Genomic DNA, 12,793 nt, shown 5'->3' with positions numbered 1-12,793 from the left:
CCTGTGTAATCTGTCGGGAATCGCTTTATTGCAAAGGCTGTAACTGCTATGATTGCCGTCTGAAACGTTACCCTCAAGAGGATTCATTATGACTGATCCACGCCAAGTCTTCTATATTTCCGACCGAACCGGCCTGACCGCTGAAAATATCGGTGAAGCCTTGCTGAACCAATTTGGCAATGTTGAGTTCAAACGCCATACCTATCCGTTTATCGATACGCCTGAAAAAGCGCGTGCTGTTGTAGACAAAGTCAACCAATCAGCTGAAAAATTCGGCGTGCGCCCGATTGCTTTTGTCAGTGTGGTCAATGACGAAATCCGTGAAATCATCAAGAAAGCCAATGCGTTCCATATTAATTTCTTTGAAACCTTTCTCGGTCTTTTGGAAAAGGAACTCAATACGGAGGCGGTTGCCGCCCAGCAGGGGCACCACAGTATCGGCAATACCCAACGCTATGATGCGCGTATGGAGGCGGTCAATTTTTCACTGAATCATGATGACGGTGTCAGTGATAAAAACCTGCAGGAAGCGGATGTAATTTTGATGGGCGTGTCCCGTTCCGGCAAAACGCCAACCTGTCTTTATTTGGCTCTGCAATACGGTATCCGCGCTGCAAACTATCCATTGATTCCCGATGACTTGGAATCGACCGATTTGCCGCGTATGGTCAAACCTTATAAAGACAAGCTGTTTGGCTTGACCATTCAGCCCGAGCGTTTGCAGGCTATCCGTCAGGAACGCCGTCCTAATTCGACCTATGCCAAAATCGATACTTGCCGCAGCGAGATTGCCGATGCGCAAAATATGTTCAAACGCCACGGAGTGCCGTTTACCAATACAACGGATAAATCTGTGGAAGAACTCGCCGTTCATATCTTGCAGGCTTGCAAGCTGAAACGCCGTTTCTAAATGAAATGATAAAAGGCCGTCTGAAACTTCAGACGGCCTTTTTTTATTTTGTACATTAGGTTTTTGGCAGGGTAACACCGGTTTGTCCCATGTATTTGCCGTTGCGGTCTTTGTATGAAGTTTCGCAGACTTCATCGCTTTCAAAGAATAAAACTTGAGCCACTCCTTCGCCTGCATAGATTTTGGCAGGCAGGGGGGTGGTGTTGGAAAACTCAAGTGTAACGTAGCCTTCCCACTCTGGCTCGAACGGGGTAACGTTGACGATGATGCCGCAGCGTGCGTAAGTGGATTTACCTAAGCAGACGGTCAGGACGTTGCGCGGGATGCGGAAATATTCGACTGTGCGAGCCAAAGCAAAGGAGTTGGGCGGAATGATGCAGCAGTCGTCTTCGACTGTAACGAAGTTTTTCGGGTCGAAGTTTTTCGGGTCAACGATGGTGCTGTTGATGTTGGTGAAGATTTTAAATTCATTAGCACAACGGATGTCGTAGCCGTAGCTGGATGTGCCGTAGGAAATGATGCGTTGGCCGTTGGCCTCTTTGATTTGGTTGGGCTCGAACGGCTCAATCATGCCGTGTTCTTCGGCCATGCGGCGTATCCATTTGTCGGATTTAATGCTCATGGTGGTTGTCCTGGGGTAAGGGTTGTTTGGAAATTCTTTAAAATCAACACGACAGCCTTTAGGCGGGCTTGTTAATTGATGTTTCAGACCGCCTAAAATATAGATAAGGCCATCTGAAAGGCTGTTTATTTGGTTTTGGAAGCAGATTTCTTAGGCAGTTTGACTTCTTTAATCATACCGTCTTCGCATTTCATGATGAAGACTGGTGTGCCGTTTTGGGAGGCGGTAAAGTTTCCGTGCGCCCTGCCTTTTTTGAACACACCCTCCAGCGTCATATTGCGTAATTTGGCGCTGTTGGAGGAGAAAGGTTCGATAAAGGTTTCGCTGTTGCTGGAAACGGTATATACGCCTTTGCCGTCAAATTTGCCGTCTTTAAAGGCTCCGACATAGCTGCGGCCGTCTTGGCATTTCCATGTGCCTTTGCCAGATGGTTTGCCGTCTTTGCCGACATCGCCATCGTAAATGCAACCTTTTTCCTGATAAGGATTGATGGTTTCGGCAATGGCAGGCGTACCCAGCATGAAGGCGACGGGAAGTAGGGCGAGGTATTTCATCATTCATTCCTTTTTGCAGGCAGTTTCAGACGGCCTGATATTGGGATTCAAAAGTCAGCAGGGTTTCAGCAATACGGCGTGGCAATATGGCTAAAGCGTGTTCGCGCATGGATGCAGGGATGCCGTAGTAGGCTTCGGCAATGCTGCCGGCAATGGCCGCCAAGGTATCGCTGTCTCCGCCCAGGGAAACCGCCAGTCGGATGGCGTGTTCAAAATCATCGCTTTCAAGAAAGGCGGTAACTGCTTGAGGTACGGTTTCCTGACAGCTTTCGTTGAAATGATAATGCGGGCGGATTTGGTCGCAACTTTGGCTCAAGTTGTAGCCGAATTGTCGTGTAATGTTTTCTTTGATTTGCGCTTTGCCCATACCGGTACGCGCCCAAAAGATGGCGGCGGCTACGGCTTGTGCACCTTTAATGCCTTCCGGGTGGTTGTGCGTTACGATAGCGGATTGTTCGGCAAAATGCAGGGTTTCTTCCAATGTGGCAAATGTCCAACCAACGGCAGAAACACGCATGGCCGAGCCGTTGCCCCAGCTATTATAAGGTTCTGGATCTTTCCATTCTATCCATTGTGAGAAGCGGCCGCCATATGCGCCTTTCGGACAGGGATATGCCCTACACCAGCCTTGTAAAATAGAGGCCAAATGATCGTTGCAGCCTTGTAAAACCCAATCGGCAATGGCAACAGTGCAAATCGTATCATCGGTAAAGTCGCTGTCGGGGCTGAAAATGTCAAAATCGGTGTGACGGTAGTTGTCAAACTCGAATCGTGATCCGGCAATATCGCCGATGACTGCGCCCAACATCATAACATCCTTTCTGATACTTCTATTTATATTTCAGACGGCCTTTGATATTTCCCAATCAAAAGGCCGTCTGAAAAATTATTCTTGCCAGCCGCCCAAATAAGAAACCAGTTCTTCCAACATGGTGCTGATGGCTTCGGTCATCAGGATTTGCGAGGCAAAGGCGAGGCTGGCGGCATCGTCGCCGTTGCTTTCGGCTTCTTCTTGCAACACGTCCAGATACTGGATGCGTTTGAGCGTAAAGTCTTGGGTGAGGATGAACGCAATTTGTTCGCGCCATACCAAGCCGAGTTGGGTAACGGTTTTGCCGTTTTTGACGTGTTGTACCACTTCATCGGCGGTCAGGTCTTGTTTGGAAACTTTGACGACCGGGACAACATCGCCTACGCCTTTGAGCTCGCAATCGCTGTCCAATTCAAAACCGCCTTCACAGTGGCCTTGCAGCAGCCAGCTGGTCATCAGGGAGGAGGGCGATTGTTTGGTGTTGGGCAGGGCTGCTTCCAAACCGCCCAAGGCTTCGCGCAGTTTGGTCAGGATATTTTCCGCTTTGGCAGATGCGGCATTGTTGACCAAAAGATACCCGTGGTGCGTGTCGAAAATCGCCTGTGTGCGGCTGCTGCGCGTAAAGGCACGAGGCAGCAGGTCGTCAGTAATCTGTTCTTTCAGTTCTTGTTTTTCCTTGCGGCCGACATTGCGCGCTTCGTTGTTTTGGATTTCCAAAACCTTTTCATCCAAAATATCGCGGATGACGCCGGCAGGCAGAACTTTTTCTTCTTTTTTCAGGGCCACACGCCAAGTGTAATCGGCAGGGAAAACCAGCTCGGGCGAAAAGGAAACCGGCGTGGCAAAGCCTTCGCTAAACCAGTCCAAACCCTGACAATGGGCAAATTCGGATTGCGCCAATTTGTCGGCAAGGACTTCCAATTCGGGCAATTTGTCTTTATTGAGCGGATAAAAACTGATTTGCTTAAACCACATGGCGAGTTTTCCTTTTTATTAAAACCGGCATTATACAGGGAAAATAACATACGGAAATCGGCAGCACCTTTAAAAAAGCAGTAAAGGCGTTGACAGAAGAAAAGGCTTTCTGTATAGTTCGCGCTTCGGTTACGCGCCCATCGTCTAGAGGCCTAGGACACTGCCCTTTCACGGCGGCAACCGGGGTTCGAATCCCCGTGGGCGTGCCAAAATTCTTAAAAAACGCTCCTACTTTTGTAGGGGCGTTTTTTGTTTTCAGACGGCCTGTCGCTGTGAAAATATCTTTAAATTGGTTTACAATAATGCCATTCTGAATCTTAACGAGAGAAAACAATGTTAGACATCCAATTGCTCCGCAGCAATACCGCAGCCGTCGCCGAACGTTTGGCGCAGCGCGGTTATGAGTTTGATACCGCGCGTTTCAACGCTTTGGAAGAGCAACGCAAAGCCGTTCAAGTGAAAACAGAAGAGTTGCAGGCTTCACGCAACAGTATTTCCAAACAAATCGGCGCGTTGAAAGGACAGGGCAAACACGAAGAGGCTCAAGCTGCAATGGATCAGGTTGCTCAAATCAAAGTGGATTTGGAGCAGGCTGCCGCTGATTTGGATGCCGTTCAGAAGGAATTGGACGCATGGTTGTTGACCATTCCGAACCTGCCGCACGAAAGCGTACCTGCCGGTAAAGATGAAACTGAAAACGTTGAGGTCCGCAAAGTTGGCACACCGCGCGAATTTGACTTTGAAATCAAAGACCATGTTGATTTGGGCGAGCCTTTGGGCTTGGATTTCGAAGGCGGTGCGAAACTTTCCGGCGCGCGCTTTACCGTGATGAAAGGCCAAATCGCCCGTCTGCATCGCGCTTTGGCTCAGTTCATGCTGGACACGCACACGCTAAAACACGGCTATACCGAACATTACACGCCTTACATCGTGGATGATCTGACCCTACAAGGTACGGGCCAGCTGCCTAAATTTGCAGAAGATTTGTTCCACGTTACCCGCGGCGGTGATGAGAGCAAAAAAACGCAATATCTGATTCCGACCGCCGAAGTGACGCTGACCAATACTGTTGCCGACAGCATCGTGGCCGGCAGCGACTTGCCGTTGAAATTGACTGCGCATTCCCCATGTTTCCGCTCCGAAGCAGGAGCATACGGTAAAGACGTGCGTGGTTTGATTCGCCAGCACCAATTCGACAAAGTGGAAATGGTGCAAATCGTTCATCCGGAAAAATCATACGAAGCGCTGGAAGAAATGGTTGGACACGCTGAAAATATTTTGAAAGCGTTGGAACTGCCATACCGCGTGATCACTTTGTGTACCGGCGACATGGGTTTTGGCGCAACCAAAACCTATGACTTGGAAGTTTGGGTTCCTGCGCAAAATACTTACCGCGAAATTTCCAGCTGCTCCAACTGCGAAGATTTCCAAGCTCGCCGCATGAAAGCGCGTTTCAAAGATGAAAACGGTAAAAACCGTTTGGTACATACTTTGAACGGCTCAGGCTTGGCTGTCGGCCGTACTTTGGTGGCGGTATTGGAAAACCATCAAAATGCCGACGGCAGCATTAATGTTCCTGCTGCGTTGCAACCATATATGGGTGGTGTGACCAAATTGGAAGTAAAATAATCGCTGTTTAAAAGAAAAAGGCCGTCTGAAACTTGGGTTCAGACGGCCTTTTCTATGATTGAGTAATTATTTGTTGTGTTGACGGAAATATTCCCATTCTTCAACGACTTTACCGTCAGGTAAGTGGCACACGCCGTATTCGCCACCGTTTTTATCTTTTTTGATTTCGGATTTGCCGCCTTGTTTGACGCAGAATTCGGAAGCCGGATTGGCCACGCCGACGTTAGGAGATTCTTGTTTTTCAGAAGCGGAGCAGGCGGCCAAAGCGGTTGCGGCAGCGAGGCTGAGGATGATGGGTTTGATCATGGCGTGTCTTTCATTTGAAAGATAAAAACAAGCGGATTATAGGGGATGATTGCGTTTAATTGAGTTAACCAGATTAAAGGCCGTCTGAAAAGTTTTCAGACGGCCTTTAGTTTAGGAAGTCAAACCAGATTATTTGGCTGCTTCGGCTTTTTCGCCTTCTTTAGCAAAGTATTTGGCGTAAATTTTGTCGTATTCGCCACTTTCGCGTACTTTTTTCAGTGCATCGTTCAACATTTTAATGGTGGCTTCGTCGCCTTTGCGTGCAGCGATACCGTAGTTTTCGATGGTGAAGTCAGGCAGGGAGATGAAATCCAAGCCTTTGGTCGGGTTGTTTTTCACATAGTTGGCAATAACCGCGCTGTCGCTGACTACAGAATCCAAACCGCCGTTTTCCAATTCTTTGATAATCAGGGGAACGCTTTCAAAGCGGGCGATTTTCGGATTGTCGTTGCCCAAGAGTTTGGAAACAGAGAAGTCGCCGGTGTAGCCGGTTACTACGCCGACTTTGGCCATGTTTTTCAGGTCTTCGGAAGAAGCCACTTTTTTGCCTTTTGGAACGAGGACAACTTGGGTGATTTCAAAGTATGGATCGCTGAAGAGCATGCTTTGTTTGCGGTCGTCAGTGATGGTTACGCCGGACATTACGATGTCCACGTCGCCGTTGTTCAGAGAAGGGAAGAGGCTTTCCCAAGGCTGGTGTTTGAATTCGACTTTGAAGTTGCCGGCTTTGGCCATGGCATCCATCAAATCTACGTCAAAACCTTCTACTTTGCCGGCAGAATCCAAAGATTCAAATGGGGCAAACTCGGCATTGGAGCCGACACGGTACACTTTATCGGCAGGAGCAGAGGCATTGTTGCTTTGACCGCCGCAGGCAGTCAGGGCAAGGGCGGAACAAGCGAGGGCAGTGGCCAGCCATTTTTTCATGTTCATGATATGTGCTTTCTTAATAAAATGTTAACGGATAAAATCTTAGTTTAGCATAATTTTGTGAACAAACTAGCCGAAATCAGTGGTCTTTTTCTCGGAAAAATGCGTAGGTTACGTCATGGAAGAGGTCGGTGTGCGGGCTGTCTTCATAGCTCAATTCCGCCAACGCGTCTTCAAAGGCAAGCTGGATGGATTCTACGGCATCGTTGGCCATGTCGGAGGGCAGGGAGCGGATAAGGCCTTTGAGGGCGGTGGCGAGGACGTGGTTTTGCATACGCAAAACGTCGTTGGCTTCTTCCAAGTATTCGAGGCGTTGTTCGATACTGCTCATGATGTATCCTTGAGGGTATATTAAATAAAATAGTGATTATATAGTGAATTAATATTAAAATGTGACGCTTGCGCCGGCTTGCCGGATATGTCCAACCATCGGCCGTATGTCAAGTGATTTTAGGTTTGAATGCGGTTCACAATAAAAATGAAAAAAAGAGATTATTATGGAAAACAACCGTCTTGACCCCGCAACCCTCGAGGAAGAAGACCTGAATTGGGAAAAACGCCTGGAAAGATTGCGTCAGGCACGACAATTCAATACCGCGCCGACTCATGCGCCATTGGTCAAAAAATCGGACGACGCTGTCGATGCCGTGTCTAAAACCACGTCTAAAAAAGAATATAAATTGGATGCAGGCAATCGTGAAAAAGTATTGGAAGAGTATTTGTACCGTTGGCAGTTGGAACACAATACTGCCTTGGCCGACGATGGCGAAGCAGTGGAAACCGATGCGATGGTGGTTTTGCAGGACAACTGGTTGAGCGCGCAATCGGCATTGCAGGCCGCGGCTTCAGAGCGTCATATCGAATCAACGCGCACCGTCAGACTGAATCCGAAATCAGGTGCCGTAGATTTTGATGCGCCTGAAGTGGAAGAAACTGAAAAACCGGAAAATGATGATGCGGAAGCGGCTGAAGAGGCGGTTTCAGACGGCCTTGAAAAAGAACCGGCCATCAATGTCCATATCAATGTATTGAACCCGCAAGCGATTGGCCGTCGGGAAGTATTCTGCGTTTCTGAAAAAGATTTGACCGAGCGCCTGATTAAGCGTTTGCGCCCCCATGTGGCCGATGCAGTCAACGGCATGATTCGGATTACCGTGCAAAAACAAATGGCCTTGTTCACTTATCAGTTGCAGCAAATGCTCAACGAGCAGGCGCCGGGTTTGGTGGAGGATGTATTGGAACACAACGTCAAACGTATTTTGGACGATATGAAGACTGAAATGAAATACCGCCGTTGAGTATCCTGGCCGTCTGAAAAGTTTCAGACGGCCTTCGGCGTAAAATTCCCTTAAAATTTTGCGAAGCGTGTATAATAGCGGCTCACGTTTTCGTGATAAATATCCTTTCTAAATAGTTGATATGCCCGATGCAGAATCGGGCATTTTTTTTGAGATTGTTATGAATAAAAACAAAATCATTGTATTGCTGATTGCTTTGGTTGCCGTATTTGCCTATAACAAAATGCAAAACAAGCAGCCGGTACAATCGCAGAATCAGCAGAAAATAGAAGCTGTTCAAAAACAAAATAATGCGGGCAAAAAGAATACCGATGCGGCTCAGCAGCAAATAGGTTCGGGTAAAGAATCAGCCGAAGCGGTTTTGAAACAGGCGTTTGAAAATGAGCAAAGCGATATTCAGGTTGAGGGCGAAGGCACGGTATGGAAAACCCTGTCGGATGACAACAAAGGCACGCGCCATCAACGCTTTATCTTGAAGCTTTCCAGCGGTCAAACGCTTTTATTAGCACACAATATCGATTTGGCCGACAAAATCAAAGGCTTGAAAAAAGGTGATAAAGTAGCGTTTTACGGCGAATATGAATGGTCGGAGCAGGGCGGCGTTATCCATTGGACGCATCATGACCCATCAGGTCGGCATACTGACGGCTGGTTGAAACACGATGGCCGCCTTTATCAGTAAAAACGGTTTTCCTGTTTTTTCAGACGGCCCGAAACACGGCCTTCGGCTTGAAAGATGGTAGAAATCGGCGCAAAATGTTAACAAGTTAAACAGACGGAAAATATTGTTCCGTCCATTGGAATACACAGTAGATTGGAGAATAAATGAACAAAAAACTTCATCCGCAAACGCTGGCCATCCGGGGCGGCAAAGAGCAGACCGAATATCGCGAACACAATCAGGCGCTGTTTTTGACCAGTAGCTTCATGTGGGAAAGCGCGCAACATGCGGCAGATTTGTTTTCCAAAAAAATTAAAGGCTTTACCTATACCCGTACAGCCAACCCGACTACTGCCGCTTTTGAAAAACGCATTGCCGCATTGGAAGGCGCGGAACGCGCGGTAGCCACTTCGACCGGTATGTCTGCAATTCAGGCAGCGTTTTTTACCTTCTTGCAAGCAGGCGACCACGTTGTTTCCAGCCGCAGCCTGTTCGGCACGACCGTCGGTTTCATCAACAACATCGTTACCAAGTTCGGCATCGAAGTCAGCCATGTATCGCCGGTTGATGTAGATGAATGGAAAGCGGCCATCAAGCCCAATACCAAACTGTTTTTCTTGGAAACTCCGTCCAACCCATTGGGCGAAGTTGCCGATTTGGAAGCGCTGGCTGAACTGGCGCACAGCATCGGCGCGCTTTTGGTGGTGGACAACAGCCTCTTGTCGCCCGTCGGTTCGCAGCCTTTGAAACACGGTGCGGATATTTCCGTTTCTTCCGCAACCAAAGCCATCGACGGCCACGGCCGCGTGATGGGCGGCGTATTGGCCGGTTCGGAAGAGCTGATGACGCAAGTTGCCATATATTGCAACTCTTGCGGTTTGGCGATGTCTCCGTTTAACGCATGGCAGTTGTTGAGCGGCGTGGAAACCCTGTCGCTGCGTATGGAAAAACAGTTTGACAATGCGTTAAAAATCGCCCAATGGCTGCAACAACAGCCGCAAGTCCAAGCTGTGTACTACACCGGTTTGCCCGACCATCCTCAGGCAGAGCTTATCCGCAAGCAACAAAACGGTGGCGGCATCGTCATCGGCTTTGAAGTCGCCGACCAAGAAGCAGCATGGAAAGTCGTGGACGGCGTGGAGCTTTTCTCCCGTACTGCCAACCTCGGCGATGTGCGCTCGACCATCACCCATCCGTGGACAACCACGCACGGTCGGATGCAGCCTGAAGAAAAACTCGCCGCGAATATCCGCCCGGGCTTGATCCGCCTCTCTGTCGGTTTGGAACACATCGACGATTTGATTGATGATTTGCAACAAGCATTGAACAAATAATCTAAAAACAAATTTCAGACGGCCTTAAATTTTAATAGGCCGTCTGAAAGCAATTAAACACACATCTTAAGAATAAAAGGAAAAAATAATGTCTGAAGCAGAATTCGCCTCGTGGGCAATGAAAATCCTCCTCACCGGCCTGATTATCTTTTTGGGCTTTATCGTTTGGAACTTGGGTAAAGAATCCAAAGCCGGCAAATTCGGCATTGCCATGCTCTTCTTGGTTTTGGGCTTGGGTGTGTTTGGATTCGTATTTAAAGAGTTGCTGATTAGCTTTTTGGTATTGCCAAAGTAAGCAGAAAGTTTATAGATAGAACAAGGCCGTCTGAAAAAATGTTCAGATGGCCTTTTGATTTGAAATTTAAATTACGCCCAATTCTTGCAAGCCGCGCAAGACGCCATCTTCATCGACACTTGGGCAGACGAATTGTGCGGCAGCTTTGGCAACTTCTTCGCCATTGCCCATGGCAACGCCAAAGCCGACGGTTGACAGCATTTCCAAGTCGTTGAAGCTGTCGCCGAATGCCATCACTTTGCTCATATCGATCCCCAGTTTTTCCACTGCGTGGGCGATGCCACGTGCTTTTGAACCTTCTTTGCGCAACAGGTCCACAGCATATTCATGCCAGCGGACGGATTTGAAGCCTTGTTGCTGGGTTAGTGGGTGCAGGATTTTTTCTTCTTCCTTATCCACAAAGACCAACATTTGATAAACAGGTTGTTTGCGGAAATATTCTTTGTCGGTTAAAAAGTTGGGCAGGATATGCGATAAGCCTTCGACAACGCGCGGCGAATGGGAGGAAACGGCAATTTCTTGGTTGTTGACGAATGCGTAGTCTATTTTGTGTTGTTCAAGCAGGTTGATGGCGGTTTCGATGTCGGCAATGTCCAATGGGTAGCTTTGCAGGGGTTTGCCGCGAAAGGAAATATATTGGCCGTTGATGGTAACGAGCATGTCGATACCGCATTCTTGAATCAAGGCTTTGACTTTGGCGGGAATGGCGGCTTCCGGACGGCCGGTGGCAATGGCAGTCAAAATGCCTTTGGCTTTTAATGCGCGCATGGCTTGGGCAACCGAAGGACGCAGGGTATCCGTGTATTTGCGGTAGAGGGTGTCGTCGATGTCAAAGAAGATGATTTCAGGGTTGTTCATGATTTACTCGTTGTGCTGGGTATACACAGCTTTCATTGAAAATTGTGTGAACAGCTTGTGTATAAATTGGTTTAGTATTTGATTGCTATTATAAAAATAAGCTATGATTAAAATTTAGACAGTTTTTTGTTTTGAGAATAAAGCGGCAAGTTATCCACATCAGGCCGTCTGAAAATTTGGTTTTCAGACGGCCTTGTTTTAAGCAATCAAACGGATATTTTCTTTGTCTTGCCTGAATTGTTTTTAATCACGATAGGCAGGCTGCTGTCGAAATACCAGCTTCCATCAGGCAAAGCCAACGCGCCGCCGGCGCAGTGCAGGGTAATGCTGTTTCCGGTCAGGGGGTCGGTTTCGGTAATTTCAATTTCGTGCGCTTTACCCCAATCGGTTACAGGGAGTAGGGCGGCCAGCTCGGTAATGCGTTGGTTTTGATGTTTGATGCCGTTTGGCTGGCGACAGTTGCCGTTGCATTTTCCGACAGCCTCAACGGGGCAGGGTTCGCCCTTTGCGTAGCTGGTCGGCAAAATATTGAGCGAATCTGGGCAGAGCCTGTGTTCTTGCGACCATTGCGTCAAGGCACGTTTGGCTGCTTTTTTGTGGGCAAACAAACCGTATGGGCGCCAGTTTCTGGTGCCGCTGTTTAACAAGACAATGCGTGCTTGAAGGCTGCCGTGTTCGTCCGCGATAAAGCGGACGGTAGAAAACGATGTGGACTTTTCAGACGGCATCAGTTGGTATTCCTGCATGGTCTGGGCTTTGAGCCATAATGTATGGAGCTGCCCGACTGCCGGAATAAAACGGATGGAGGCTGCGGCTTTGATGTACGGCGGCAGTTTCTTGCTGTGCAGCAGGGTGGCGGTTTCACTGTATGTGCGTTCGTGTGCTTCAATGGCTTGGGCTTTGCCGAAATGATCAAACCAAACCAATACGCCGTAACTGTCGGGTAGGGCATAGAGTTGCTGGGCAAGCGAATCAGGCAGCCAAGTAGGCAACATTTTCGGATTCATCAATACACGGACATGTTCGTCCCATTGTTGATGATTTTTTTCTGCCAGACTTAATTCGAGATAATCACACAATGCGGCAACATCGGTCATGGCGCGGTGGCGGTTGGCCGTCTGAATGCCGGTGCGTTCGATAATGCTGTCGAGGCTGTGTTTGTAAAACTCAGGATACAGGCGGCGTGACAGTTGAACCGTACAGAGCGAGGGTGCGGCAAAGTCAGTATGGATACGGGCAAACTCGTGACGCAGGAAGGTGTAGTCAAAGCGGCTGTTGTGGGCAACAACCACAGCACCTTGCAATAGCGGCAACAAATCGCCTGCAATATCGGCAAAGACAGGCGCGTTTTTCACCGTTTCATCATGAATTCCGGTCAGTCTGGCAACGAATTCGGGAATGCTGCGGCAAGGATTGACCAATTGCTCGTAATATGTGGCGCGTCCTTGCTCAAAACGAACAAGGGCGACTTCCGTTATCCTGTCTTGATAGAAATTTCCACCGGTCGTCTCCAAATCCACCACGACCACAGGCCGTCCCAAACGGGAAAATGCTTCGGATAAGAGCGGCCAGCGTGCGAAATCTGACATTTTATTCTCTGTAAATTCAAT

14 protein-coding genes, 1 tRNA gene and 1 pseudogene are annotated in these 12,793 nt (G+C 48.5%); 7 read left to right on the top strand and 9 right to left on the bottom strand.

Annotated features, from left to right (window positions below):
• The first annotated feature begins 88 nt into the window (after nucleotides 1-88).
• Entirely contained in the window at nucleotides 89-910 is an 822-nt protein-coding gene (gene ppsR, locus TW89_RS08725) for a posphoenolpyruvate synthetase regulatory kinase/phosphorylase PpsR (RefSeq protein ID WP_004520520.1), read from the top strand.
• A 55-nt stretch (nucleotides 911-965) separates the two neighbouring features.
• Here the strand turns inward: ppsR and dcd are convergent, their stop codons facing one another.
• From dcd to TW89_RS08705, 4 genes are all read right to left on the bottom strand, one after another.
• Complete coding sequence (gene dcd, locus TW89_RS08720) at nucleotides 966-1,532, bottom strand: dCTP deaminase (protein WP_003680541.1); 567 nt, start codon at nucleotides 1,530-1,532, stop codon at nucleotides 966-968.
• Nucleotides 1,533-1,657: 125 nt separating this feature from the next.
• Nucleotides 1,658-2,089 carry a hypothetical protein gene (locus TW89_RS08715; protein ID WP_128581174.1) on the bottom strand — a complete coding sequence of 144 codons (432 nt, stop codon included), beginning with the start codon at nucleotides 2,087-2,089 and terminating at the stop codon, nucleotides 1,658-1,660.
• Between the two features lie 22 nt (nucleotides 2,090-2,111).
• The gene (locus TW89_RS08710; protein ID WP_128581173.1) at nucleotides 2,112-2,894 is read right to left on the bottom strand and encodes an ADP-ribosylglycohydrolase family protein; all 783 of its coding nucleotides are present in this window, start codon (nucleotides 2,892-2,894) and stop codon (nucleotides 2,112-2,114) included.
• Between the two features lie 78 nt (nucleotides 2,895-2,972).
• Complete coding sequence (locus TW89_RS08705) at nucleotides 2,973-3,872, bottom strand: recombination-associated protein RdgC (RefSeq protein WP_128581172.1); 900 nt, start codon at nucleotides 3,870-3,872, stop codon at nucleotides 2,973-2,975.
• A gap of 133 nt (nucleotides 3,873-4,005) precedes the next feature.
• On the opposite strand from TW89_RS08705, the gene TW89_RS08700 reads away from it, so the two are divergent.
• Together TW89_RS08700 and serS are read left to right on the top strand one after the other, a co-directional pair.
• Nucleotides 4,006-4,081, top strand: a tRNA-Glu gene (locus TW89_RS08700).
• Between the two features lie 124 nt (nucleotides 4,082-4,205).
• Complete coding sequence (gene serS / locus TW89_RS08695) at nucleotides 4,206-5,501, top strand: serine--tRNA ligase (RefSeq protein ID WP_128581171.1); 1,296 nt, start codon at nucleotides 4,206-4,208, stop codon at nucleotides 5,499-5,501.
• Between the two features lie 66 nt (nucleotides 5,502-5,567).
• On the opposite strand, the gene TW89_RS08690 is transcribed toward serS, so the two are convergent.
• From TW89_RS08690 to TW89_RS08680, 3 genes are all read right to left on the bottom strand, one after another.
• Nucleotides 5,568-5,807: a putative hemolysin gene (locus TW89_RS08690; protein WP_128581170.1), complete on the bottom strand. Its 240-nt coding sequence runs from the start codon at nucleotides 5,805-5,807 to the stop codon at nucleotides 5,568-5,570.
• 129 nt (nucleotides 5,808-5,936) lie between these two features.
• Nucleotides 5,937-6,740, bottom strand: coding sequence for a basic amino acid ABC transporter substrate-binding protein (locus TW89_RS08685; RefSeq protein WP_070461637.1), 804 nt, complete (start codon nucleotides 6,738-6,740; stop codon nucleotides 5,937-5,939).
• A 76-nt stretch (nucleotides 6,741-6,816) separates the two neighbouring features.
• Nucleotides 6,817-7,068 carry an NGO1151 family protein gene (locus tag TW89_RS08680; protein WP_070588139.1) on the bottom strand — a complete coding sequence of 84 codons (252 nt, stop codon included), beginning with the start codon at nucleotides 7,066-7,068 and terminating at the stop codon, nucleotides 6,817-6,819.
• 166 nt (nucleotides 7,069-7,234) lie between these two features.
• Here TW89_RS08680 and TW89_RS08675 point away from each other — a divergent pair, with 166 nt between their 5' ends.
• The 4 genes from TW89_RS08675 to TW89_RS08660 all read left to right on the top strand — a co-directional run bounded on the left by TW89_RS08675 (nucleotide 7,235) and on the right by TW89_RS08660 (nucleotide 10,325).
• The gene (locus TW89_RS08675; protein ID WP_128581169.1) at nucleotides 7,235-8,035 is read left to right on the top strand and encodes a hypothetical protein; all 801 of its coding nucleotides are present in this window, start codon (nucleotides 7,235-7,237) and stop codon (nucleotides 8,033-8,035) included.
• A 121-nt stretch (nucleotides 8,036-8,156) separates the two neighbouring features.
• Nucleotides 8,157-8,717, top strand: coding sequence for a DUF3465 domain-containing protein (locus tag TW89_RS08670; protein WP_128581168.1), 561 nt, complete (start codon nucleotides 8,157-8,159; stop codon nucleotides 8,715-8,717).
• Between the two features lie 143 nt (nucleotides 8,718-8,860).
• The gene (gene metZ, locus TW89_RS08665; protein ID WP_070615385.1) at nucleotides 8,861-10,030 is read left to right on the top strand and encodes an O-succinylhomoserine sulfhydrylase; all 1,170 of its coding nucleotides are present in this window, start codon (nucleotides 8,861-8,863) and stop codon (nucleotides 10,028-10,030) included.
• 88 nt (nucleotides 10,031-10,118) lie between these two features.
• Nucleotides 10,119-10,325 carry a DUF2788 domain-containing protein gene (locus TW89_RS08660; RefSeq protein ID WP_003747401.1) on the top strand — a complete coding sequence of 69 codons (207 nt, stop codon included), beginning with the start codon at nucleotides 10,119-10,121 and terminating at the stop codon, nucleotides 10,323-10,325.
• A 66-nt stretch (nucleotides 10,326-10,391) separates the two neighbouring features.
• On the opposite strand, the gene TW89_RS08655 is transcribed toward TW89_RS08660, so the two are convergent.
• Together TW89_RS08655 and TW89_RS08650 are read right to left on the bottom strand one after the other, a co-directional pair.
• Entirely contained in the window at nucleotides 10,392-11,183 is a 792-nt protein-coding gene (locus tag TW89_RS08655) for a Cof-type HAD-IIB family hydrolase (RefSeq protein ID WP_128581167.1), read from the bottom strand.
• A gap of 198 nt (nucleotides 11,184-11,381) precedes the next feature.
• Nucleotides 11,382-12,772, bottom strand: a pseudogene (locus TW89_RS08650) (exonuclease domain-containing protein).
• Nucleotides 12,773-12,793: the final 21 nt, after the last annotated feature.

This window comes from Neisseria flavescens, assembly GCF_001618065.1.
Lineage (GTDB): Bacteria > Pseudomonadota > Gammaproteobacteria > Burkholderiales > Neisseriaceae > Neisseria > Neisseria flavescens_A.
The sequence above is the reverse complement of the archived record's forward strand: the minus strand, read 5'-3'. Positions and strand labels throughout refer to the sequence as shown.

Excerpts from the sequence above, each read along its gene's own strand:
- ppsR (WP_004520520.1), top strand. The coding sequence starts at position 89 with ATGACTGATCCACGCCAAGTCTTCTATATTTCCGACCGAACCGGCCTG.
- dcd (WP_003680541.1), bottom strand. The coding sequence starts at position 1,532 with ATGAGCATTAAATCCGACAAATGGATACGCCGCATGGCCGAAGAACAC.
- TW89_RS08715 (WP_128581174.1), bottom strand. The coding sequence starts at position 2,089 with ATGATGAAATACCTCGCCCTACTTCCCGTCGCCTTCATGCTGGGTACG.
- TW89_RS08710 (WP_128581173.1), bottom strand. The coding sequence starts at position 2,894 with ATGTTGGGCGCAGTCATCGGCGATATTGCCGGATCACGATTCGAGTTT.
- TW89_RS08705 (WP_128581172.1), bottom strand. The coding sequence starts at position 3,872 with ATGTGGTTTAAGCAAATCAGTTTTTATCCGCTCAATAAAGACAAATTG.
- serS (WP_128581171.1), top strand. The coding sequence starts at position 4,206 with ATGTTAGACATCCAATTGCTCCGCAGCAATACCGCAGCCGTCGCCGAA.
- TW89_RS08690 (WP_128581170.1), bottom strand. The coding sequence starts at position 5,807 with ATGATCAAACCCATCATCCTCAGCCTCGCTGCCGCAACCGCTTTGGCC.
- TW89_RS08685 (WP_070461637.1), bottom strand. The coding sequence starts at position 6,740 with ATGAACATGAAAAAATGGCTGGCCACTGCCCTCGCTTGTTCCGCCCTT.
- TW89_RS08680 (WP_070588139.1), bottom strand. The coding sequence starts at position 7,068 with ATGAGCAGTATCGAACAACGCCTCGAATACTTGGAAGAAGCCAACGAC.
- TW89_RS08675 (WP_128581169.1), top strand. The coding sequence starts at position 7,235 with ATGGAAAACAACCGTCTTGACCCCGCAACCCTCGAGGAAGAAGACCTG.
- TW89_RS08670 (WP_128581168.1), top strand. The coding sequence starts at position 8,157 with ATGCCCGATGCAGAATCGGGCATTTTTTTTGAGATTGTTATGAATAAA.
- metZ (WP_070615385.1), top strand. The coding sequence starts at position 8,861 with ATGAACAAAAAACTTCATCCGCAAACGCTGGCCATCCGGGGCGGCAAA.
- TW89_RS08660 (WP_003747401.1), top strand. The coding sequence starts at position 10,119 with ATGTCTGAAGCAGAATTCGCCTCGTGGGCAATGAAAATCCTCCTCACC.
- TW89_RS08655 (WP_128581167.1), bottom strand. The coding sequence starts at position 11,183 with ATGAACAACCCTGAAATCATCTTCTTTGACATCGACGACACCCTCTAC.